The 22,912-nt window shown below is 65.4% G+C and carries 22 protein-coding genes; 2 read left to right on the forward strand and 20 right to left on the reverse strand.

Annotated elements, in window-relative coordinates; all coding sequences use genetic code 11:
- Window positions 1-7: 7 nt before the first annotated feature.
- From GGC64_RS17370 to GGC64_RS17455, 18 genes are all read right to left on the reverse strand, one after another.
- Complete coding sequence (locus GGC64_RS17370) at window positions 8-2,377, reverse strand: CoA transferase (protein ID WP_192723710.1); 2,370 nt, start codon at window positions 2,375-2,377, stop codon at window positions 8-10.
- A gap of 99 nt (window positions 2,378-2,476) precedes the next feature.
- On the reverse strand, window positions 2,477-3,436 hold the full coding sequence (locus GGC64_RS17375; RefSeq protein WP_192723711.1) for an enoyl-CoA hydratase/isomerase family protein: 960 nt from the start codon (window positions 3,434-3,436) through the stop codon (window positions 2,477-2,479).
- Window positions 3,429-4,559 (reverse strand): Xaa-Pro peptidase family protein, encoded by a 1,131-nt coding sequence (locus GGC64_RS17380; RefSeq protein ID WP_192723712.1) that lies wholly within the window; start codon window positions 4,557-4,559, stop codon window positions 3,429-3,431. Before GGC64_RS17380 ends, GGC64_RS17375 begins: the two co-directional genes overlap by 8 nt.
- Entirely contained in the window at window positions 4,549-5,784 is a 1,236-nt protein-coding gene (locus GGC64_RS17385) for a Xaa-Pro peptidase family protein (RefSeq protein WP_192723713.1), read from the reverse strand. The genes GGC64_RS17380 and GGC64_RS17385 overlap by 11 nt, the downstream gene beginning before the upstream one ends.
- Window positions 5,781-6,959 (reverse strand): amidohydrolase family protein, encoded by a 1,179-nt coding sequence (locus tag GGC64_RS17390; RefSeq protein ID WP_192723714.1) that lies wholly within the window; start codon window positions 6,957-6,959, stop codon window positions 5,781-5,783. Before GGC64_RS17390 ends, GGC64_RS17385 begins: the two co-directional genes overlap by 4 nt.
- 11 nt (window positions 6,960-6,970) lie before the next feature.
- Window positions 6,971-8,194, reverse strand: a complete 1,224-nt coding sequence (locus tag GGC64_RS17395) for a cytochrome P450 (RefSeq protein ID WP_192723715.1) — start codon at window positions 8,192-8,194, stop codon at window positions 6,971-6,973.
- 1 nt (window position 8,195) lies between these two features.
- On the reverse strand, window positions 8,196-8,390 hold the full coding sequence (locus tag GGC64_RS17400; protein ID WP_192723716.1) for a ferredoxin: 195 nt from the start codon (window positions 8,388-8,390) through the stop codon (window positions 8,196-8,198).
- A gap of 1 nt (window position 8,391) precedes the next feature.
- Window positions 8,392-9,045, reverse strand: a complete 654-nt coding sequence (locus tag GGC64_RS17405; RefSeq protein WP_370582149.1) for a TetR family transcriptional regulator — start codon at window positions 9,043-9,045, stop codon at window positions 8,392-8,394.
- A 53-nt stretch (window positions 9,046-9,098) separates the two neighbouring features.
- Window positions 9,099-9,899, reverse strand: coding sequence for an SDR family NAD(P)-dependent oxidoreductase (locus tag GGC64_RS17410; RefSeq protein ID WP_192723718.1), 801 nt, complete (start codon window positions 9,897-9,899; stop codon window positions 9,099-9,101).
- A complete protein-coding gene (locus GGC64_RS17415; protein WP_192723932.1) occupies window positions 9,884-10,738 on the reverse strand; it encodes an alpha/beta fold hydrolase in 855 nt (284 codons plus the stop codon). The genes GGC64_RS17410 and GGC64_RS17415 overlap by 16 nt, the downstream gene beginning before the upstream one ends.
- Window positions 10,738-11,328 carry an NADPH-dependent FMN reductase gene (locus GGC64_RS17420; RefSeq protein ID WP_192723719.1) on the reverse strand — a complete coding sequence of 197 codons (591 nt, stop codon included), beginning with the start codon at window positions 11,326-11,328 and terminating at the stop codon, window positions 10,738-10,740. Before GGC64_RS17420 ends, GGC64_RS17415 begins: the two co-directional genes overlap by 1 nt.
- An 8-nt stretch (window positions 11,329-11,336) precedes the next feature.
- Window positions 11,337-12,326 carry a cyclase family protein gene (locus GGC64_RS17425; protein ID WP_192723720.1) on the reverse strand — a complete coding sequence of 330 codons (990 nt, stop codon included), beginning with the start codon at window positions 12,324-12,326 and terminating at the stop codon, window positions 11,337-11,339.
- Window positions 12,326-13,138 carry a coniferyl-alcohol dehydrogenase gene (locus GGC64_RS17430; protein WP_192723721.1) on the reverse strand — a complete coding sequence of 271 codons (813 nt, stop codon included), beginning with the start codon at window positions 13,136-13,138 and terminating at the stop codon, window positions 12,326-12,328. The genes GGC64_RS17425 and GGC64_RS17430 overlap by 1 nt, the downstream gene beginning before the upstream one ends.
- Window positions 13,135-14,463 carry an LLM class flavin-dependent oxidoreductase gene (locus tag GGC64_RS17435; protein ID WP_192723722.1) on the reverse strand — a complete coding sequence of 443 codons (1,329 nt, stop codon included), beginning with the start codon at window positions 14,461-14,463 and terminating at the stop codon, window positions 13,135-13,137. The genes GGC64_RS17430 and GGC64_RS17435 overlap by 4 nt, the downstream gene beginning before the upstream one ends.
- A complete protein-coding gene (locus GGC64_RS17440; protein ID WP_192723723.1) occupies window positions 14,460-16,205 on the reverse strand; it encodes an FAD-binding protein in 1,746 nt (581 codons plus the stop codon). The genes GGC64_RS17435 and GGC64_RS17440 overlap by 4 nt, the downstream gene beginning before the upstream one ends.
- Window positions 16,198-17,118, reverse strand: coding sequence for a 3-carboxyethylcatechol 2,3-dioxygenase (locus GGC64_RS17445; protein ID WP_192723724.1), 921 nt, complete (start codon window positions 17,116-17,118; stop codon window positions 16,198-16,200). The genes GGC64_RS17440 and GGC64_RS17445 overlap by 8 nt, the downstream gene beginning before the upstream one ends.
- Window positions 17,066-18,736 carry a bifunctional 3-(3-hydroxy-phenyl)propionate/3-hydroxycinnamic acid hydroxylase gene (locus GGC64_RS17450; RefSeq protein ID WP_192723725.1) on the reverse strand — a complete coding sequence of 557 codons (1,671 nt, stop codon included), beginning with the start codon at window positions 18,734-18,736 and terminating at the stop codon, window positions 17,066-17,068. The genes GGC64_RS17445 and GGC64_RS17450 overlap by 53 nt, the downstream gene beginning before the upstream one ends.
- A 2-nt stretch (window positions 18,737-18,738) precedes the next feature.
- Window positions 18,739-19,602, reverse strand: coding sequence for an alpha/beta fold hydrolase (locus GGC64_RS17455; RefSeq protein WP_192723726.1), 864 nt, complete (start codon window positions 19,600-19,602; stop codon window positions 18,739-18,741).
- 130 nt (window positions 19,603-19,732) lie between these two features.
- Here GGC64_RS17455 and GGC64_RS17460 point away from each other — a divergent pair, with 130 nt between their 5' ends.
- Entirely contained in the window at window positions 19,733-20,449 is a 717-nt protein-coding gene (locus GGC64_RS17460; RefSeq protein WP_192723727.1) for an IclR family transcriptional regulator, read from the forward strand.
- Window positions 20,450-20,463: 14 nt separating this feature from the next.
- A complete protein-coding gene (locus GGC64_RS17465) occupies window positions 20,464-22,065 on the forward strand; it encodes an FAD-dependent oxidoreductase (RefSeq protein ID WP_192723728.1) in 1,602 nt (533 codons plus the stop codon).
- On the opposite strand, the gene GGC64_RS17470 is transcribed toward GGC64_RS17465, so the two are convergent.
- Both GGC64_RS17470 and GGC64_RS17475 read right to left on the reverse strand, forming a co-directional pair.
- Window positions 22,054-22,350: a cytochrome C oxidase subunit IV family protein gene (locus GGC64_RS17470; protein WP_192723729.1), complete on the reverse strand. Its 297-nt coding sequence runs from the start codon at window positions 22,348-22,350 to the stop codon at window positions 22,054-22,056. The genes GGC64_RS17465 and GGC64_RS17470 overlap by 12 nt on opposite strands.
- A 3-nt stretch (window positions 22,351-22,353) precedes the next feature.
- Window positions 22,354-22,875, reverse strand: a complete 522-nt coding sequence (locus GGC64_RS17475) for a cytochrome c oxidase subunit 3 (RefSeq protein WP_192723933.1) — start codon at window positions 22,873-22,875, stop codon at window positions 22,354-22,356.
- Window positions 22,876-22,912: the final 37 nt, after the last annotated feature.

The raw sequence follows: 22,912 nt of genomic DNA on the forward strand, positions 1-22,912 counted from the left end.
GAAGCTATCAGACCTTTGAGCTGTGCATGGCCGGAGCCGTGCCGATCACGCCCTTGGCTTCCAGGTCGTCGATCTCCTTCTCGGTGAGCCCGAGTTCGGCGAGCACCTCGCGGTTGTGCTGTCCGAGCAACGGCGCGGGCTGGCGATGGATCCGGTCGGGCCCACGTGTCGCCCGGAACGGCAGCGTGCTGTGCGGCGTCCTGGCGTTCACGGGATGGTCTACGTCCTCGAAGAATCCGCGAGCGGCGAGTTGCGGTAGCTCGGATTGGCGGTGCGGCTGGATGACCTTGGCCACCGGTACGCCGTGGCGCCACAGCGTGTTGACGATGTCGTCGCCCGTGCGGGTTTCACACCATGCGGTGAGCTGCCGGTCGATCAGGTCGTGGTTCTTGCGCCGACAATCGGCGGATGTCAGGGCGGGATCGGCGGCCCACTCCGGATGGCCGAGCGCCTCGGTCAGCCCGGCCCACTGCTCGTCGGTGGCGACGGCCACCGCGACCCAGCAGTCGCGTCTGCCGAACTCGTCGATCTCGTTGGTGCGGTACGAGTTTTGCGGTGCCGCCGCCGGTCCCCTGTTCCCGTCACGCTGAAGGAGCGCACCGTACGCGGAGTATTCGATCACCTGCTCGGCGGCGACGTTGAGCGCCGCGTCGACCATCGCCGCCTCGATGTGCACACCCTGCCCGGTGCGGCGGCGGTGTTCCAGCGCGAGCAGCAGTGCATTGAGCGCATGCACGCCCGCGTTGGGGTCACCGACCGAATACGGCTCGTATGGGTTGGCGTCGGAATAGCCGGTCAGCCAACTGATCCCGGATGCTGCCTCGATGACATAGGCGAACGCGGGGTTGTCGCGCCATGGCCCGTCCAGACCGAAGCCCGGCATGCGCAGCATGATCGCATCTGGCCGAACCGCTTGCACCGCAGCGAAGTCCAGGCCGATCTGCTCGAGCACCCTCGGCGTGAAGTTCTCGACGATGACGTCGGACGTCGCGATCAGCCGCAGGAGAAGATCGCGTCCGGCGGTGCTCTGCAGGTCGAGCGTCAGCCCCTTCTTGTTGGTGTTGAGTCCCGAAAAGATCGGCGACCTCTCCCACCACTGCTCCTCGGTGATCGGGATACCCGCGATGAGCCGGGTGCCGTCGGGTCGTCGGGTCGACTCAACGTGAATGACCTCGGCGCCGAGCATGGCGAGCATGTGGGTGCACGACGGCCCGGCCCAGAACGTTGTCATGTCGACAATCCGCAAGCCCTCGAACGACATTGGCCCGGCCATCTCTCGCTGACGTGGACCGCGCCTGCGGTAGTGGTCGGTGTGCTCGCCCAACCGCGGGGCGGCCTTTGGTTGCTGCAACAACTCCGGCTGGGTCCGGTACGGCGGCCCGGGCTGGGTGAAGCCGTCGCGTGGATTGGCGACGAACGAACCACGCTCGACGAAGTGATCGAGGGACTCGATGTTGGCGCCGTTGGCGACCGGTGCGTTGGGTATCCGGAACGCTGTTGCCAAGTCGCGGATCTCGTCGACGGTTTGGCTCTCGACCCAGGCGTACAGTTCGTCGGCCTTCTCATTGGCCTGTTCGGTGATCGACAGCGGCGACTCCTCGTCGATCCAGTCCTGATGCCCGGTCATCGCGCACAGGTCGAACCACTGCTGTGCGGTGCCGCAGCCGATGTCGATCAGGCCGTCCTTGGCCCTGGCGATGCCGGGCACGGTGAGCCGACGCGTGTCACGCCATGGCCTGCCCAGCATCTGGAAGTAACTCACCGGATAATAAGTCAGGCCGAGGATCTGGGTTTCCAGCATCGACAGGTCGATCAGTTCTGCGCCGCCCCGCAGCCGGGAGGCCATCGTCGCCGCGCTCGCATATGCCCCGGCAAGGTACTCGCCTACCTGGCCGCCGACGAAAACCGGTGCGCGGTCGGCCGATCCGCGGCCAAGGCCGACAATTCCGCCGGACCATGCCTGCAGCGTGAATTCGGTGGCAGGGCGGTCGCGCCATGGCCCTTCGAGTCCGAACGGCGTGATCGCCGTGACCGTCAGATGGGGGTATGCCTGGTGGATATCGGCGGGTGTGAGGATCGAGCCGGCTGACCATACGACGGCATCCGCATCCGCAAGCAGGGTATGGATGAAGTCCATGTCGGTCTCGGGCCTGGCGACGACACTGTGCTTGGAACACGCAAGGAAAGTGAACAGTGCACCGTCGCCATCGGCCGGAATCGCAGCCCCGGATGCGGACCATCGTCGCAGCGGATCACCCTCGGGCGCTTCGACTTTGACGATCTGGGCCCCGCCGTCGGCCAGCAGCTTGGTGCAGTACGCGCCGGCGATGCCACTCGATAGGTCGACGACGAGGTACCCGTCAAGCGGGCCGTTCACGACAACCGGTCCAACCCCTGCGCGAGATCGCAGTTGTTGCGAGCAAGTGCGAGTGAGCCGCGCAGAAAGTGCAGTTTCGCGGAATCGCGCCTCACGCCACTAGTCCTTCTTCTTGCGGTTCGACTTGCTGAGCCTGAAATCCGGCGGGAACTTGTCGTCGTTGTCGTTGACGGCGTCGGCCAATCCGCTGTCGATCGCTTCCATCATGTCCAGGTCGTCGGCGTCGTCGTTGGTGACACCGCTGCCCATCGACTCGAAGAAAGCGGACAGCAGGCTGCCCATGTACTCACCCTGATGCTGCTTGTAGACCTCGAAGAAGACCTTCTGCTGAAAAACGGTGTCGACAGGCCGGTTTCGCGCGCATGCCCGCGCGTACTTGCCTACCTCGGCTTCGAGTTGATCCCGCGCCACGACCTTGTTGAGGAAGTTGCAGTCATACATCTCCTCGGCGGTGAACGGACGTCCGGTGAATACCATCTCCTGGAACTTGCGCAGCCCCATCATCTGCACCCACGTCCACATCCGCGGACCCCAGCCGTAGTACCGGAACGACGGGTGGCCGAACAGCGCGTCCTCGGAGGAGATCACCAGATCGGCATCGGCGCACTGGTAGAAGTGCCAGCCGTAGCAGTAGCCCTTCGCTTCGACGATGCTGATCTTCTTCAGCTCCTGCAGCGGCCGGTTACCGGCCTGGACGTTCGCGTACCAGGCGCTGATCGTCGCGCCGTGCCGGAACGACCCCTTCGGCGGGTAGCTGACCTCACCGACACCGTCGTCCTCCAGCCGCAGCTCGGCCAGTCGCAGGTCGGTGTTGTCGTTGCCCTCCATGAACTCCGGAAGATCCGCACCGCTGCCGAGGTTGTCGCCGACGCCGCGGATCACGACCACCTTCACGTCGTTGTCGACGGTGGCCGCGCGCAGCAGATCGGCATAACGCAGCCGCGCCGCCGATGTCGGGGCGTTCAAGTACTCCGGACGGTTGAAGGTGATGGTCGCGATCTTGGTCTTGGGATCCTTCTCGTACAGGATCAGCTCTTCGGGCTTGGGCCGCTCAGCCATTGGTTGCTCCTACTGCCGCCGGAGATGGGCTTGACGTCAGCACCTCGGGACCGTCGGGTGTGACGAGGACCGCCTCGCGGCCGAACACCGCGCCGACGCCCTCCTGCCAGACATAGCCAGTGACGGACAGCACCATGCCCGGCTCCAGGATTTCAGCCGCGGCAGTGGCCTGCAGTTGCGGCGTCACCACCGGGGGGTCGAATCCCAGCCCCAGACCGTGGGCAACCGGCATCGGCGGCAGCGGCTCGCCCGCGGCCTGATACGCAGAGAGAAGATCACTGGCGGGCCGGCCGGGGCGGCACGCCGCGGAGAGCTTGTCCCACAGTACATTCCAACGGTCGAACAGCGCCGACGCGTCGACGTCGACGGGCCACGTCCGGCCCACTTCGCCGACGTACCCGTCTGCCAGTACACCCGCGGAGAAGGCGACCAGGTCGCCCTGCTCGATCCGCCGGTCGCTGCGAACCGCCCGCCACGGATGCTCGCGCGATGTCACCCAGGCACCGTCCTGCGTCGCAGGAGTGCTCACCCCGCCTGCGGCCTGCGCCTCGAGCATGAGGCCGGTGAGTTCCTGCTCGGTGGTGCCCGCCCGCAGTTCAGCGACCGCGGTGGCCAGGGACTCCTCGGCCACCCGAAGCGAGCCACGCAGTGCAGTCACTTCGTCCGGCGTCTTGATTCGCCGGGCGGCCCGCATTGCGAGTTCGCCGTCGACGAGCTCCGCATTGGGAAACGCCATCGGAAGCAACTTCGCGAACGATGGTGTGAGAGCGTCGGTTCCGACACGGCGAGCGGTGGCGGCACCCTCGATGTCCTTCAACACGTCGATCAACGTCATCGGGTTCCACGCAAGACCGTAGAGATGGTCGTGCGGGATGTCGGCGGGGATGCCTTCGTCCCAGGTGCTGTTCAGGTGTATCTCGCCCGTGGACCGCACGACCGTGCAGATCGGCCCGAATGGGCGAGTGCCGGCCACCCACAGCTGCGGTGCGCCCGAAATGTATCGAACGTTCGCCTGTCGCCCGAGCACCAGCACGTCGAGATCGTGTGCTTCCATCTGGGCCAGCGCACGCTCGCGCCTGCCGTTTCGCAGTGCCCGCTCGTCGGGCAGGATCTCAGTCTTCATAGGGGGCATAGGGGTAGTCGGTCAACGGCACGTAGCCGTCCTCGGTGATCACCACAATCTCCTCGCTTCGATAGCCGCCGGTGCCGTCCTCCCAGACCACCGGCTCGAGCACAAGCACCATCCCGGCCGGGAACACGAAGTTGTCGTCGAACTCCTCGCCGAGATCCGTTCCGATCATCGGCATTTCGGCCGCGTTGGTGCCGATGCCGTGGCCGAGATAGAAGTGCGGCAGCCATGGCTTCTGCCCGCCGTTGGCGGCGATTGCCGCGCGGGCCAGGTCACCAGAGGTCGCGCCGGCTTTCGTCACCTTCAGCACCGCGTCGAGGATGTGTCGCCATTGGTGGAACTGATCCTGCTGACGGGCCGACGGCGTTTCGCCGACCAGCCACGTGCGACCGAAGTCGGAGCAGAACCCGGTGTAGGTGATGCTGACGTCGGTCCACAGCACATCGCCCGCAGCCAGTTCACGTTCGGTCGTCAACAGCGGAAGCGCGAGATCGCCGTGCGTCGTCCAGGTGCCCTCGGCCTTGGAGGTCGGCATCACCTGCCAGATGGCCTCGAGCATGTTCGCCGTCGCGCCCAGTTCGAATGCCCTGCGCACGAATTGTGCCGACAGATCGATCTGGCGCACACCCGGCGCCAGCGCCTTCTGCACGTCGACGACCGCCTCTTCGGTGATGCGGCACGCCTTTCGGATGCAGGCGATCTGATCGGGTGTCTTCACCAGCTTGGCGGCGCCGACGACGGGCGCGGCGTCAGCCGGAGCGCCGCCGGGGAACAGCCGATTCGAGGCGCGGCGCATCGCGCCGGTGAGCTCGTCGACGGCGACCGTCGCGCCCGCCGGGATCAGCTCCGCGAGGACCCGCGCGAAATGGTCGACGCCTTCGTCGAATTCGAGGAAGAGCGCGGAGTGCAGATGGTCGGACGGAATCTCGGCCGCCGACGCGACCCCCTCCCTGAACGGCATGAACAAATGCGGGTGCTCGTCGTCGGCCAGCACGACGGCGATCGGGCGTTCGACATGGGAGAGCCCGGCGTCCAGCAGCGGCCAACTCGCCCCGGTGGCGTACACCACGTTGCCGTTGCCCAGCAGGATCAGCGCGTCAACGCCGTTGTCGGCCATCGCCGCCCGCAACCGGGCACCGCTCTCGCGGTACATTCGGGACCGGTCAGGCAGACCAGGGATGTCAGCGGCCGTGGTGACCGCGGTCAGAGATGTGGTCATCCGTCGATACCCAGGAATTTCTTGATGTTTCCCCCGACGATCTTGACGGCGTTGTCGGGGCCGACCGCGTCGACGACCGTGGCCAACGACTTCTCGGAGTAGCCGAATGTGCTCTCGTTGTGCGGGTAATCCGACGACCAGAACACGTTGTCCACGCCGATCCGGTCGATCAACTGCAGACCGAGCGGGTCCACCATGAACGAGGCAGCCATGTGGTGGTTCCAGTAGTACTGAACGTCGTGGGCGAGCTCATGGTTGAACATGTGCCGGTACGAGGCCAGCATGTGCTCGGCGTCCTGTAATGCCGTTGGTACCCAGGCGATTCCACCTTCGAACCAGCCGATCTTGAGTGTCGGGTGCCGGTCGAGGATGCCCGAGAAGACGTACTTGGCGAATTGCTCACGAAACGAGTCGACGTTGATCATCATGCCGACGACCACGCTGTTGTTCTCGCATGGCGTCTTCGGCGGGGTCTCGCCGATGTGATGCGTGACGGGCAGGCCCGCGGCCTCGATCTCGTCCCATACGGCGTCCATCGACGCGCCGCCGTAGTCGTAGACGTTGCCCTCATCGTCCTTGCCGGGATTCAGCGGCAGCAGGAACGTCTTGAGTCCCAACGCCTTCAGTTCCTCGAGCGTGCTCCTCGTGCCCTTCGGATCCCACCAGTTGATCAGACCGACGCCGTAGAAATGGCCGTTCGACCGCTCCTGCAGGTCCGCCATGTACTCGTTGTAGATCCGGAAGACCCGCTCGCGTATCGCCTTGTCGGGATAGTGGAACAGTGCCAGCACGGCGTTCGGGAAGGCGAGTTCGGTGTCAATGCCGTCCTCGGCGAGCTCTTGGATGCGTGCCTCGATGTTGTTCGACGCGGCGCCCGCCAGGTCGTCGTATTGCATCAGCACCCGGCCGAAGTCGCCGCCTACCCACGATTTGCCCTTCATGCCGACCATGTATGCACCGTCCTCGTACCAGATGCGCGGGGCTTGGCCCTTGAGGTCGTCGGGAAAGCGTTCGAAGAAGATGTCGTCGGCGACCGAGATGTGGTTGTCGGCTGAGAAGATCTCGGTTCCTTGAGGAAGACCGGTGAGGCCGCCCTCCAGGGCGTGGCCGCGCCGATTCTTCGGTGCCCCCCAGCCTTCGGCCGGATAGAGAGTCGTTGTTGACGCGGTGGACATCGGTACTCCAATCACCAGGTAACGGGAAGTTCGTAGACGCCGTAGGCGAGGCGGTCGTGCTTGAAGGGCACCTCGTCGAACGGCACGGCCAGGCGCAGAGTCGGAATGCGCCGCAGCAATGTGTGGAACACGATCTGCAGTTCGGCGCGCGCCAGCTGCTGTCCGACGCACTGGTGACGGCCGTAACCGAAGCCGAGCTGCTGACCCGCGTCACGGGTGAGGTCGAGCTTGTCGGGCTCCGGATACGCGTTGGCATCCCAGTTCGCGGGGGCAAGGTCGAGGATGATGCCCTCGCCGGCACGGATCGTCTCGCCACCGATCTCGATGTCCTCGATGGCCACCCGGCGCTGCCCGTTCTGGATGATCGACAGGTAACGCATCAACTCCTCGACGGCGTTGGCGATGAACTTCGGGTCATCCGAATCACGCAGCAGCGCAGCCTGGTCGGGGTTCTCCAGCAGGGCAAGCACCCCGATGCCGATCATGTTGGCGGTGGTCTCGTGCCCGGCGATCAACAACCCCGTGCCCAGCTGCGCGGCTTCCTTGACGTTGATCTCGCCGGCGTTGACCCGCTCGGCCAGATCCGAAACGGCGTCCTCTGACGGGTGCTCCATCTTCTTCTTGACGAGGTCGATCAGGTACCCCGCCAGGCTCATCGCGCCCTTCTGGCCGTCCTCCGCGGTGGCATACCGGGCGAGTCCGACGTTGGCGTGATGCTGGAAGAATTCATGGTCTTCGTATGGCACGCCGAGCATTTCGCTGATCACCCTGGTCGGCACCGGCAACGCGAGCTTTGCGACGATGTCGGCGGGCTGCGGGCCTGCCAGGATCGCGTCGATGCACTCGTCGGTGACTTCTTGGATGGCTGGGCGCAGGCCCTCAACGCGCTTGAACGTGAACGGCTTTGACAGCATCCGGCGGAACCGGGTGTGCTCCTCGGCGTCGGAGGTGAACACCGACCGGGGCCGCTTGTACACCGTCGAGAGCATGTGCTCGTTCCAGTGCGGGAAGCCCTCGCGGCGGTCGTCGACGCTGACGCGCGAGTCGGCGAACAATTCGCGCGCCACCTCGTGGCCGGTGATCAGCCACGGGGTGCTGCCATCCCAAATGCGCACCCGCGACAGCGGTTTGGCCGTACCCATGTCGAGCACCTGCGGCGGCGGCGCGAAGGGGCAGCGCGCGTCACGGTCCATGGGGTATTCGGGGATGTCCAATTGCGTCAGGGTTTCCGACATGTCATTCCTCGATATCGATGGCCAGGGCGGGGCAGGCCGCGGCGGCCTTACGGACGTTCTCGGCCTGCTCGGCAGGCGGGTTGTCGGTTAGGAGCAGCACGACGCCGTCGTCGTCGCGCTGGTCGAACACCTCGCCGGCGTTGAGCACGCACTGGCCAGAAGAGACGCATTTGTCTTGATCGACAGTCACTTTCACGTCAGGGGTGCTCCGTCACCGGTGCGCGCCACATTCCGACGATCGCATCGATCAGGCCCGTGCCGACCGCACCCCAACTGGTTCGGGGCACGTCGGCGCCTTCGGCGAAGGCACGCTCGAAGTCGGCACAGGTATGCATCATCAGGTTGCGTGCCATGATGTTGCGTTCGGTCACCACGGCCATCGGCAGATCCGGCAGGCAACGGGTGATCCCGTCGACCACTAGCACCAGCGACGGCGACGCGAGCGCATCCTTGATGACGATCTTGTGATACTCCGGGTCGGTCAGCGCCTGGGCGGCGAACCGCGCATACCAGGTGGGATTGCCGAGCTGCGCCAGGTGCTCGGTGAGCGAGCACACCAGACAGGCGATCCAGTCACGCAACTCCGTCGAATCGCCGGTGTCGGCGACCATCCGCTCGAGCAGCCGCTCGATGGACGCTCGGTGTTTCTGCTCGATCGCCCGAACCAGGTCGGTCTTGGTGCCGAAGTGATAACCGACGGCCGCGTTGTTGCCTTGCCCGGCGGCCTCGCTGACCTGCCTGTTCGACACGGCGAACACGCCGTGCTCGGCGTACAGCCGCTCGGCGGCCTTCAGTATTGCCTCCTGGGTACTGCTGGCCCGATCGGCGCGCACGGTCCTGGCGGTAGTCACCTGCCCAGTCAACGCCGCCGTGCGTCTTAAGTCAAGCGACTGATTTAAACAGCTCACTTGCGCGGAATCACCTTGCCCGCGACCGTGCCGCCGTCCACCGGCAACACCGTTCCGGTGACATACCGCGAGCGATCGGTGGCGAAGTACAGCGCCGCCTCGGCCACATCCTCGGCGGTGCCCTCGCGCTTGAGTGGGCGATCGTTGCGCATCTGCGCGCGGATCTTGTCCTCGAACTCCGCGAGCTTCTCCAGGTCCTCGCCCGCCGCCGACTTGCGGACAATCGCGGTGCGGATATTGCCGGGGGCGATAGCGTTGACGCGAATCTCGTAGTGCGCCAACTCGATTGCGGCGGACTTGGTGAACTGGATGACCGCGGCCTTGGAAGCGCGGTACGTCATGACGCCGCCGCCGGCCTGGATGCCGCCAATCGAGGTGATGTTGATGATCGATCCGCCGCCGTGCTCGGACATGTGCCGCGCCGCGTCGCGCGTCCCCGCCATCACGGCACCGACGTTGATCGCCATCACCTTGTGGAAGTCAGCCAGGTCGTCATCCATGAAGCGCCGGTGCATCGTCCCGGAAATGCCTGCGTTGTTGACCATCACATGCAGTCCGCCGTAGCGCTCGACCGCCGTCGAAACCAGCCGGCCGACCTGCTCGAAGTCGGCTACGTCGCTGTCGACGAACGATGCGTCGCCACCGAGTTCTGCCGCCAGCGCCTTGCCGCCGTCGCGGTCCACGTCGCCGATCACGACCTTGGCGCCTTCTGCTGCGAACCGCCGCACCAGTCCTTCGCCCAGCCCCGAGGCGCCGCCGGTGACGACGGCGACCTTGCCCGTCAGTTCGTTGACCATGACGCAGGCACCTTTCGTTGCACCTCGCTCAGGAAGTCGACCAACACGTGGTTGACCATCGACGCCTGCTCAATCTGCGGACAGTGACCGGCCTTTGGGATCACCACCGAGCGACCGCCGGGTATCTGGCCGGCGACCTCGGCCGCCCATCCGGGCGGCAGGAGCTTGTCGCACTCCCCCTCCACCACCAACGTCGGCACTGCGATGCGCTCGTAGGCTCGCTTGCTCGACGGCAGCGCGGGCGGCTCCAGACCCGGTCGCCGAAACCGTGCCGCCGCCAACGCCTCCCACGCGCCTGGTGCGATGCTGGACTCGTAGCGGCGGTGCACGTAGGCGTCATCGGCAGGATATGACGGGTCGTGAAAGAGCGCCTCGACGATGCGGCGCATCCCGGGAAGCGTTGCGTCGTAGTCGTAGAGCGCGGCCGAGTGCTCGTTGCGCTGGATCTCACCGCCTCCGCAGATCATCACCAAGCTGCGGGCGGGCAATACCGGAGCTTCCGAGGTGGTGTCGACGAAGAGGTTGATGGCGCCCATCGAGTTGCCCACGAAATGCGCCGATTCGACACCGACCGCCGCGCAGAACCGCGCGATGTGCCTGATGCGCATGCCGCGGCCGTCGTTGAAGTCGATGACCTTCGCGGAGCCACCGAACCCCAGCATGTCCGGTGCGAGCACGCGATGGTGCTCCGCCAGCGCGGCGATGCTGCGCTCCCACCCGATCTCTGCGCTGACGCCGAACTCGCCACCGTGCAGCAGGACAACGGGATCGCCCTGTCCCGCTTCGAGATAGCTGGTAACCAACCCGTCGACCAGAATCGTCTTGCGCGCGACGTCCATCACGCCGTTTCCCAGGCGGCGCGGGCGAACGTGAGTAACTGGGTGGCGAGCAGGTCAAGCTGTCCCTGCACGCCGGTGTCGGCAAGCCGGCCCGCGCTGTCCCAGATTTGGTCGGCCGAGTTGATCGCGACTCCGAGTGGGGTCGGCCACGCGCGCAGGGCGTGTCCGATGCTGCGCAATTGGCCCAGGGTTCCGACCGCCGCCTGCCATCCGTATGCACAGCTGATGCAGCCCCACGGGGTGTTGTCGAGATAGACCCGAGGATCTTCGCGGAGATCTTCGATGTAATCCAGTGCGTTCTTGACGAGTCCGGACACCGCTCCGTGATAACCGGGTGAGCCGACGACGACGGCATCGGCTGCTCGTAGTGCGCCGACCAGTTCGAGCGCCTTGGGCGTGCGCTCTAGTTCATGCGGCGCATACATCGGCAGGTCGAGGTCCTCGCCAGAGAAGAACTTCGTCCGCCCGCCTTGGCGTTCAACGGATTCCAGGCAGTACCGCAGCGCGCGCTCGGTGGACGAGTTGGCCCTCAGCGTTCCGCCGAGCCCGACGACCAGTGGCGCACCGCCCGTGGTTGTACTTGCAGTCATGTCCTCACCTACTTGATGGCGATCGGGTTGATGGGTGAGCCGACGGCACCGGTCACTCGTAACGGTGGTGCGACGAGCTGGAATTCATAGACACCGTCGGCGGCGCAGTCCGCTGCCAGCGCGGTCAGGTCCCAATACTCGCCGAGCATCAGGCCCATGTCTCGCAGGCAGAGCATGTGCATCGGCAGAAACGCGCCTTCGACCCCGGACACCGGGTTCTCGACCATCAGGTTGTCGGCCGCGACTGCCGCGACCTCGTGGTCGTGCAGCCACTGCGCGCATGTCCAGTCGAGGCCCGCTCCGGGTTCGCCGCCATCGCCGGTCTCCAGAAAGCGTGCCCACCAACCGGTTCGGACCAGGACGATGTCACCGCGCGTGACGATGACGCCTTGTGCTTTCGCGGCCGCGTCGAGCTCGTCGGGCGTGATCGGATCGCCCATTCCGCAGAAGGTCTCCACACCGCGGAGCGCGACGATGTCGAGCAGCACGCCGCGGGAGGTGATGCCCTTGCCGTCCACCTTGTCGATACCGCAGTAGAAGGCGCCGGCACTCGTGACGGAGTTCGCCGGAAAGCCGTTGTACAGGTAGTCCTCGTAGTAGACGTGCGACAACGCATCCCACTGGGTGGCGGCCTGCAGCGGCATGATGATGATGTCGTCGTTGAACCGCATCGGGTTGCCCTCGAAATATCCGGCCAGCTGGCCGGCCGCGGGGTTGGTCAACCATTTGGGTCCGTACTCAAGCAACGTCGCGGCGTCGCCGCCGTCGATGGTCATCACGTGTAGCGGGTTCTGCCGGAAATGAAAAGCGCCCTGCGGCCCCGACGATCCGAAATCGACGCCAAGCGGAAATACCTTGCCGTGCTTGACGAGACCGGCCGCCTCGGCGACCTTGGCCGCCGTGATGAAATTCAGCGTGCCGAGCTCGTCGGCGTCACCCCAGCGTCCCCAGTTGCGAACGTCGTCGGCCACCCGACGGAAATCGGTCATGCCTGCCATCACTCGCCTCCCGGCTTCATCGTCGCGGCGCCGACCGTGCCGCCGTCCACCCAGATCACCTGTCCGGTGAGGTAACTGGCGGCCCGGCTGTTCAAGAAGACCAGCACACTGGCCTGTTCATCGGGTTCAGCGGCCCGGCCCAGCGGCGTACTGAACGAATCGAGGAACTCCGGGCCGTACGCCGTCCGCAGCTGGTCGAGAATCGGGGTGTCGGTGACACCCGGTGCGGTGCAGTTGATCCGGATTCCCTTGGCGCCGAGGGCTGTGACATTGGCCATCCCGTAGAGGATGATCGCCTCCTTGGACAGCCGGTAGCCGCCACCGTCAGCGACCGGCCGCGGATTGCGCTCGCACCATTCGATGCCCGCGGCCATCGACTCAGTGTCCAGCAGGCCGGCGGTCACAGAGGCGTTTTCCCGGTAGGCCGACGCCGCCAGCGACGACACGTTGGCGATCGCGGATCCGGGCGGCATCTTGGGCACCAATGCCTCGGTGAATCGCCGGGTGCCGAGGAAGTTGATGGTGACCACGCGCAGCGGGTCGCCGATGCCCGACGAAACGCCCGCGATGTTGAACAGGGAGTCTATTGGACCGGCTATCGCCGCGGCGGCCCGATCGATCGACTCGGCGTCGCCCAGATCGACCGCGTGAAACTCCTTGAGCTGCAGCGCAGGCCGTTGAACGTCGAGGCCGACGACCTGAGCGCCGAGATCGGTCAGCTGCCGTGCAACGGATGCACCGATACCGGACGCACATCCGGTGACAACGGCGCGGCGGCCGTCGTAACGGAACAGCTCATCGGTCTGCGTCACTTGTCCGCGTTCGGATTCCTGCTCGTCCAGCCCTCTCCCGACTTGAGTTTGGCGGCCGCGGCCTCGATACCGGCGTTCATTTCCTCCATCGCCAGCGACACCTCGTTGGCGGTGTAGTTCTCACGACCGGTAGGCAGACCGCCGAATGAGTAGGTCTCGTCGAACAGCGGAGCCGTCGACGTCGGCCTGCGCGCCTCTGCCTTCTCCAGAATCGGCGCCATCCGCTTGGCTTTCTCGGCGGCCGCCTTCTCCTCGCGCTCGATGAACTCGGGCAACACTTCGGAGCCCATCAGCTCGATCGACTCCATCGTCTCTTCGTGGCGGCGTGGAGTCAGCAGCAGGATCAGTTCGTCGACCCCGCTCTCCTCGTAGCCCCGCAGGAACTCCCGCACGGTGGCGGGGCTGCCGATCGGACCGCGGTCAGGCCCGTAGACGATGCTCGGATCCTTTTCGATCTCCTCGAGGTGGCGCTGCCACACGCCGGTGCGGCCGGGCGTGTGCATGCCGGTCATGTAGTAGTGCATGATGCCGAACGCGAAGAACCCGCCGCCCTTGCCGAGGCGCTCGATGGCCTGCTCGTCTGTGGGTGCCACCATCATCGACAAATCGCCGCCGATGGCGAGGATGTTCGGGTTCATCTGCGGCGTGACGGGCACGGCACTCTCCTCGAACTCCTTGTAGTAGCCGTTCACCCGCTCTGTCAGAGGGCCCGGTCCGGTGTACGCGAAACTCAATGCGCCGAGACCCTTTTGCGCGGCCATCGACACCGACGCCGGGCGGGTGCATGCGACCCATACCGGCGGGTGTGGCTTCTGTAGCGGCTTGGGAACCACATTGCGCGGCGGCATTTCGACGTGCTCGCCCTTGAATCCGGTGAACGGCTCTTCGATCATGCAGCGGATCGAAACCTCGAGAGCCTCTTCCCACATCTTGCGTTTGTCGGCCGGATCGATGCCGAAGCCGCCGAGCTCGCCCACCGATGACGACTCGCCGGTGCCGAACTCCACGCGGCCATTGGACAGCAGGTCCAGTGTCGAGACGCGCTCGGCGACGCGAGCGGGGTGATTGACCGCGGGCGGCAGATGCATGATGCCGAAGCCGAGCCGAATGTCCTTGGTGCGCTGGCTCGCTGCGGCGAGGAAGATCTCCGGTGCGGTGGAGTGGCAGTACTCCTCGAGGAAGTGGTGTTCGGTCAGCCACACCGTCGAGAAGCCCGCCTTGTCTGCGGCCTCGACCTCGTCGAGCCCGTCCTGGAAAAGCTTGTGCTCATCGTCGGGCGTCCACGGCCGCGGCAGCGGGAATTCGTAGAACAGGGAAATCTTCACTTGCTTCCTCCTTGGGAGATCGAGCGGTCTTGTCGGTTGATCCCGGATGTCGCTGCGATGTGTGTGGCCGCGACGTAACCGAACGTCATGGCCGGGCCGATGGTTGCGCCCGCTCCCGCGTAGCTGCGTCCCATCACAGCAGCTGACGCATTACCAACGGCGTAAAGGCCTTTCACGATGCTGTCGTCCTCGCGCAGCACGCGCGCGAACTCGTCGGTGCGCAGGCCGCCCGACGTGCCGAGGTCACCGAGGATGATCTGGAACGCGTAGTAAGGCGGCTTGCCCAGCGGATACAGGTTGGGGTTGGGCAACGTCGGGTCGCCGTAGTAGTTGTCGTAGGCGGAGTCGCCGCGGTTGAAGTCGTCGTCGTGGCCCCTGCGCGCCAACTCGTTGAAGCGCTCGGCCGTGGCAAGCAGATTGGCCGCAGGCACGCCGATCTTCGCGGCGAGTTCATCAAAGCTGTTGGCCTCCTTGACCACACCGGAGTCCAGCCACGCCTTCGGCACTTTCCAGCCGGTGGGTACCGGCGCGAACGGAATCTTGGGGATCGGGAGATGACCGGCGACGACGTATCGGTGAAACGACCGGATGTCGGTGATCAGCCAGCAAGGGATATGGGTGACGCCGGAGCGCTGGCCGTCGATCATCGCGTGGGCGAAGTCCATGTACGGCGCCGCCTCGTTGATGAAGCGCTTGCCATCGCCATTGACGACGAACTGGGACGGCATCATGCGCTCGTTGAGCATGAACTGCAGTCGTCCATCGGGCCAGCAGATCGCAGGGAACCACCACGCTTCGTCGAGCAGGTCGGTCGAGCCGCCGACCTTCTCCCCCGCCCTGATTCCGTCGCCGGTAGCAGCGGGATTGCCGAAACTCCAATCCTTCTCGAGCACCGGAAGATGCTGCCGGCGCCAGGCCATGTCATGGTCGAACCCACCGCTGGCGAGGATCACCCCGCGCCGGGCCTGGATGCGCACCAGCTTGCCGTCCTTCTCGACGACGGCGCCCGTAACGGTTCCGTCGACATCGGTGATGAGCTCGGTCATCGGTGAGTGCAGCCACAGCGGAACGCCTTGCTGTTTGAGCGCCAGCCGCATCCGAGCAGCAAGTGACTGGCCGATGGCCGCCATCCGGTCACCGAACACCCGTGCGCGAAACATCCGCCAAATCAGTTTCAGCAGCACCGCTTTGCCTCGCCAGTTCTGCCGCACCTGGTAGAACAGCCGAAGATCTTTCGGGGCGAACCAAATTCCCTTCGGTGCAAGCGCCAACGGGTGCAGCAGGTTCTGCTCCTCGTCGCCGAGCTTGCGCAGGTCGATGGCGGGCACGTTGATGGTGCTGCCGAGCTCGGAGCCGCCGGGCAGTTCCGGGTAGTAGTCGGCGTATCCCGGTTTCCACACGAATTCGAACCACGGGCTGAGTTTTTCGAGGAACTCCATCATCTTCGGCGCACTGTCGACGTACTGCCGCAGCCGCCCATCGCTGACCAGGCCGCCGGTGATCTGCTTGAGGTAGCCGAACACCTCGTCGGGATCGGGAACGTAGCCCTCCTTGCGCTGGCTCGGCGCACCCGGCACCCAGATGCCACCGCCGGACAACGCGGTCGAACCGCCGAACTGCGGAGACTTCTCGACCACGAGCGTCTCGAATCCCGACGCGTCGGCGGCCAGTGCCGCAGTCATGCCGCCGCCGCCGGAGCCGATGACCAGCACGTCGACGGTGTGATCGAAGTGGTCAGACATCGAGCACCGCCGTTCGGATCGCAAAACCGGCGATCAGTTCCGGTGCCGCCCGGTAGAAGCGATGCTGTGTCTGATAGGGCCCGTGCGCGGCCAAGGCCGCGAAAGCGGCCACCCACGTGCGGATTTCGTGTGCCGAGTGGCCGGCTTCCTTCTCGATCCACGCGTTCGACCACGCGTCGACGTCGGCAAGCCGGTTGGAGTCGAGCAGTTCCAGAAAGGCATGGTCCCAGTCGGGGTTCAGGGCTTGCAGCGAGCCTTGACCGTGTGCGAACTCGCGCGCGGCCTCCATCACGGCGACCTGCCTGGCCTGTCGCTGCTCGGCTGTCATCGGGTTGCCGTGCACGATCCGGTCCAACGCCGCAGGAGGTGCCGTCGCCAATGTCGGCACCGGCGGATCGTGCGACAGCCCACCGGATCCGATGACCAGCACCCGCTTGCCGAGCGTCGCAAGGTACGTCCCCACAACGGAACCCAACGTCCGCACCCGACGCAGTGGACCAAGCGGGGTGGCGACCGAGTTGATGAAGATCGGGATCACCGGGCGGGCCGTCGCGTCGCCGAACAACTTCTGCAGCGGTTGCACTGTGCCGTGATCGACATCCATGCTGGCCGAGATCGCCACGTCGACACCGGATTCGAGAACAGCCTCGGCACATTCGGTCGCGATGTCCTCGGGCACATCGAGTGGTCCGGCATGGGTGCCGTAGTCACCGACGCCTTGCGCCGCGGTACCGATGCAGAACGGCGGCATCGTCCGGTAGAAGAAGCCGTTGTAGTGATCAGGCGAGAAGATGACGACCAGTTCGGGGTCGTACGCGGCGACGAAGTCGCGCGCCTGCCCCAGCGCGGAGTCGATGTCGTCAAGCAGTTCCTGCGACGGTCCCGGAAGGTTCAGCAGTGGGCTGTGCGACATGCAACAGAGGGCGAGTGGCACCGTTACCTCCTCCCTGGGTCAGACAAAGGACTTTGAACAGTGATGTGGACATCTCTGGTGCGCGTTGGGCGATGCAAGCGCCCGCGATGCAGCGATCGGGCCGCAGGAACAGCACCGACTCGGTGTGCGCGTCGAACCACGATTTCAGCGCGCCGGTGCGATCACCGACGATCACGACGTCGGGGTCGTCGTGCCCAGTCCAGTGCAACTGTGTCATCGGCCGAGCGGCAAAGAACTTGGTGCCCAACGCCTTCCAGCGGTCGAACACCTCGGCGCCGAGGAACGCGCGTGGGTTGTTGCTCCAACACAGCACGGCGAAGCCCGGCCCCAGCACATCGTCGAGCAGAACATTCTGCTGTTCACGAGTGTCGACTCGCGGCTGGATGAACAGGGTGCCCGTCGGTGAGGTGTCCTCACCGACGTGGACCACCGCGCCGTCTGTGTACCGCGGCATGGGCTTGAACCGCATCTCGAGGATGTAGCGCTTGAGCGTGGGCACCACGGAGGCCGCGTGGATGACGCGGTCGCGCAGCGCCGCAACCCGCCGGTTGGTCGGCGAGATGACTCGGCCCACCAACGTCGACAGGTCGATCATCGCGCGGGCGTGCTTGCGACGTTCGACGTCATAGGTGTCGAGCAGCGCGTCGTCGGCGTGGCCGTTGACGACCGCGGCGAGTTTCCAGCCGAGGTTCGCCGCGTCCCGGATGCCGCTGTTGTAACCCTGTCCCTGCCACACCGGCATCAGGTGCGCGGCGTCGCCGGCCAGCATCAGCCGTCCTTTCCGGAACGCCCCTGCGATGCGCGAGTGGTGGGTGTAGACGCGGTGCCGGATGATGTCGACGCGCTCCGGATGCGGAACAAGTTGCGCGAGCATCCGTCTGACGAAGGCAGGATCCTCGGCCTCTTCGTCGGACTCGTCGCCGTGGATCATGAACTCGAAGCGTCGAATTCCGTGCGCGATGGCGATCGAGACATACGGGCGCGCAGGATCGGCGCCGACTTCGCTGTTGGGGTGGCCGAGCGGATCATTGGCACAGTCGATGACGAGCCACCGCGTCGAGGACGTGGTGCCGTCGAACGACACCCCCATCAGGCGGCGGGTGACACTGCGACCGCCGTCGCACCCCACCACATAGCGTGTCCGCACGGGCTGCTGCCCGTCGGCGAACTCGAGCGTCACGCCCTCTTCGGTTTCGACGCACGTCTGCATCCGATGCCCGAATCGAACCTCGACGTGGTCGAATCGCTCGAGGCCGCCGAACAATTCAGCGTCGACCATCGGCTGAACGAAGCCGTTGCGCTTGGGCCAGCCGAACCGCGCATCGGGCGGGGCCATCTCGGCAAGCAGCTTGCGCTTGGCATCGAAGAATCGCAGGATCTGGTTCGGGACAGTGTGTGGCAGGACGCGGTCGACAAGGCCGATCGACTGGAAGGTGCGCAGCGCCTCATCGTCGAGGCCGACGCCGCGGGGATAGTCGATGAGAGTGTCGCGTTCCTCCACGACTAGTGTCCGAACACCCTGCAGGCCAAGGATGTTCGCCAGAGTCAGGCCCGAAGGGCCTGCCCCGACGATGACGACGTCCGCCTCGTTGGTCATCGTCAACGGCCCAACAGGAACTCGAGGTGAAGCGAGTTGAACGTCTTGGGATCCTCGTACTGCGGCCAGTGCCCGCAGCCCGGCATCACTTCGAAGCGGGCGCCGCGGATCATCGATGCCATGCGGCGACCTTCAGCGACGTCGGCGGTCGGGTCGTCGCTGGTCCACACCACCAGCGTCGGCGCGGTGATCGCGCCATACTCTGCCGGGCCGAGCAGGTTGCGTGCGCGAATCTCCGGATCCTGCAGCGCCATAATGTCTTTCATTGCCGCAACGAAGCCGGGTTGGCGGTAGACGCGTTGTCTGCTTGCGACGATGTCGTCGTAATCCTTGGACTTGTCGGCCATCAGCCATTTGATCCGCGCCTGCACGGTTTCCCATGACGGATTCTCCGCGGCCGCCATCGACAACGTGATGATCCGCTTCATCACCTCGGGGTCGGCTTGTGAGCCGCCTGCGGTGTTGAGCACCAGCCTGTCGATCCGATCGGGGTGGTCGATCGCGGCGCGCGCGGCGACCCAACCCCCGAGCGACTCGCCGCTGATGTGAGCACGCTCTGCACCGATCGCATGAAGGAACGCCATCAGGTGATCCACATAGTGCCGCACCTCGAGCGGATGCCCCGGCTTGTCGGTGTAGCCGTGGCCGAGCATGTCGATCGACCAGGTGGAGAAGTGTTCGGCGTGGGCTTCGAGGTTGCGCACGTACGCCTCGGCGTGACCGCCGGAGCCGTGCAGAAACACCAGCGCAGGACTGCCGGGATCACCGGCGTGCAGGTAGCGGGTGCGCACTCCGCCCGCGTCGAGGTAACCCTGCGAGAACGGGACGCCCTGAAGGTCGCTCCAGATGCTCTCGAAGTCCGTCACTGCTTCCCCTCTTGACGGCGAGAATCCGATTCTCGTATTTTGTAAGCACTCTGCTCATTTATCGCACATCCATGTGCACTATAGTCAGAGCATCACTCTCGCAGAGTGGATCTGTCAAGGAAGGGGCGCGATGTCGTCGGAGGGCGCAGCCCGGCATGGAACCGAGCCGACACCGAACGGTGCGCCGGGCTCGCAGACCCTGGCCAGGGGCTTGGCGGCATTGCAACTGGTCGCCGCGTCCCCGAACGGGTTGACGGTGCAGCAGGTCGCCGACGACATCGGCGTCCATCGCACGATCGCCTACCGACTGCTCAGCACGCTCGCGCAGTTCCGGATGTTGGTAAAAGGCGAGGACGGCAGGTATCGATCAGCCGCCGGACTCGCGGTGCTGGGCGCGTCGTACGACAACAACGTGCGGCAGCTGAGTGTGCCGACGCTGCGCAAACTGGCCGACGGACTCGGCACGACGGTGTCCCTGCTCGTCGCCGAGGGCGATCAGCAGGTGGCGATCGCGGTCATCGTGCCAACCAATGTCTTCTATCAGCTGAACTTCCACGAGGGCAGCCGATACCCGCTGGAACGCGGCGCCGCTGGTATCGCGCTGCTCGCCAGCATGCCGCCGCGCCCAGGCGAACGTGAACTCGTTCCCCAAGCGCGACAACAGGGTTGGATCATCACCCACGGTGAAGTCGAGCCGAACACCTTCGGCCTTGCGGTACCGGTGAGGCGCCGGCCACCGTCTCCGCCGACGTGCATCAATCTCATCTCGCATCGCGAGGACGTCGTGATGGACGGCAGAGACGCGGTCATCAAGGCCGCCGACGAACTTTCCGCGATCCTGAGCTGAAGGGAGCCTCGAACATGAGCGACTGGGACACCGAAGTCGACGTGGTCGTGCTGGGCAGCGGCGGTGCGGGTTTGACCGCCGCACTGACCGCGGCGAGCAACGGCGCGTCGGTGGAGGTCTACGAGAAGGCGGCGACGGTCGGTGGCACGACGGCGGTTTCCGGGGGCATCGTCTGGATTCCGGCGCACAGTCGGGCGTCCGATGGCGAGTTGCCGGTCGAGGACGCGATGGCGTACTTGCGTGCCCAGTCTCTCGGTTTCATGGACGACGAGCTGATGGAGACATTTGTCCGGACCGGCGCCGAAATGTTGGATTACGTTGAGGCGCATAGCGAGCTGCAATTCGAGATCGCCGAGGGGTTTCCCGACTACAAGCCGGAACTGCCCGGCGGACGACCCGGCGGCGGGCGGTCGCTGAACGCCCGACCCTTTGACCTGGCGCGACTCGGCGAGTGGCGGGACCGAATCACGTCGTTCCCAGCAGATTTCAGCAACGTCGGCATCGACGCGGAGACACGGGCGAGGATCCACGCGTCGGTCGACAACGAAGACGGCGACTTCTGCGTGGCGGGCACCGCGTTGATCGCCGGGCTCCTAAAGGGTCTGCTCGACGTCGGCGCCGCGCCGCGGACGAATGCCCGTGCGGTGGAGCTGATTGGCGACTCGTCGTCGATCACGGGCGTGCGGATCGATGTGGACGGCATGGATATTCGCGTTGGTGCCCGACGCGGTGTGGTGCTGGCGACCGGCGGGTTCGAATGGGACACCAAGCTCGTCGAAGCATATCTGCGCGGACCGATGCACGGTGCGGTGTCACCGCCGAACAACACCGGCGACGGGCTGCGGATGGCGATGGCACATGGCGCCGACCTGGCGAACATGGGCGAGGCGTGGTGGGTGCCGATCGTGCAGCTGCCCGGCGACACGTTCCAGGGGCATCCGCGCAGTCGCAGTGTGCGCCTCGAGCGGACCCGGCCGCGCAGCATCATCGTCAACCGTTCCGGCAAGCGGTTTCTCAACGAGGCGGGCGAATACAACTCGATGGCGGGACCGTTCCAATACCTCGACCCGCGCGGCGGGTACGCGAACGACCCGGCGTGGATCGTGTTCGACTCGCTGCATCTCAAACGCTACGGCTTCCTCGGTGTCGCGCCCGGCGAGCCTGCCCCTGAGTGGTTCTGCCCGTCGGCCGACCTCGCCGAACTCGAGGCGAAGACCGGCATAGACGCCGACGGCCTCGCCCGCACGCTGGCGGCGTGGAACGACAACGTCGCTCACGACACCGACCCCGACTTCGGCAGGGGCTCAAGCGCTTACGACGGATACTGGGGCGACGACAAAGCGACCACGACCGCGGGCAAGACGCTTGGCCCCATCGACACCGCGCCGTACTACGCCGTGCCGGTGTCCGTCGGCGCGATGGGCACCAAGGGGGGCCCACGAACCGACCGCGACGGTCGCGTCCTCCACGTCAACGGCTCCGTCATTCCCGGGTTGTTTGCCGCGGGCAACGCGATGGCGGGGGCAACCGGCAAGGCATACGGCGGCGCGGGCGGGACGCTGGGCCCGGCGATGGTCTTCGGCTACCGTGCGGGTCTCGCCGCTTCAGCCAGCTAACGCCGAGGCGATGAAGTAGCTGCCGAGCAACATCGTCGCCATCAGCAGAACCCACCCGTCAGTGAGGCGACGCAGCAGCACCGGAGCGTGTCGCACCTCCATGAACTCCCGAAAGATGATGCGCACCTTCACAAGAGCGATGACGATAGCGGCGACCGTGACGACCGTGCTCGCCTTCAGCGCCCCGTGGTCATCGGCCGAGTGGTCCAGCCAGATGTAAGCCAGCGTCATGGCGGTGAGCACGAGCCAGACGATCGCCAGCCTCTTGTTGAAAGTTCCGCTCACGGCTCACCTCACCACGTAGAGCAATGCGAAGATCAGCACCCACAGGAAATCGACGGTGTGCCAATAGGTGGCGCAGGTCTCGACCAACTGCTGCGATCGCCTGGCGGGACTCCACAACTGGTAGACCGCAACACCCATCACAATGAAGCCGATCAGCAGATGCAGCAGGTGGATCGATGTCAGAAAGAAGAAGTGCTGGAAGAACTCGTTGCTGGTGAATGTGTTGCCGAGCCGAATCTCCCTGCCCCATTCGAGCACCTTGGAGACCAGGAATGCGACACCGAACCCGATCGTCAGGAACGCGTCTCTCAGTGCGTCCCGGTACGCCCCTTCGCGAGAAGCCTGGACGCATCGCGCGATCGCCCACGAACTCAGCAGCAGGGCAATGGTGTTGAACACCCCGAAGCGGAGATCCAACGCGGCCTGGGACTGCAGGTAGAGCTCCCGGTTCTGAATCCGGCCGACGAGATAGACCGAGAAGTACCCCGTGAAGAGAAGTGATTCGAAAAGAACGAACACCCACATGTCCGGTTGCCCCGGCACGAACCGGGTAGCCTGGCGT

The sequence above is a fragment of the Mycobacterium sp. OAS707 genome, assembly GCF_014873705.1.
Taxonomy (GTDB): domain Bacteria; phylum Actinomycetota; class Actinomycetes; order Mycobacteriales; family Mycobacteriaceae; genus Mycobacterium.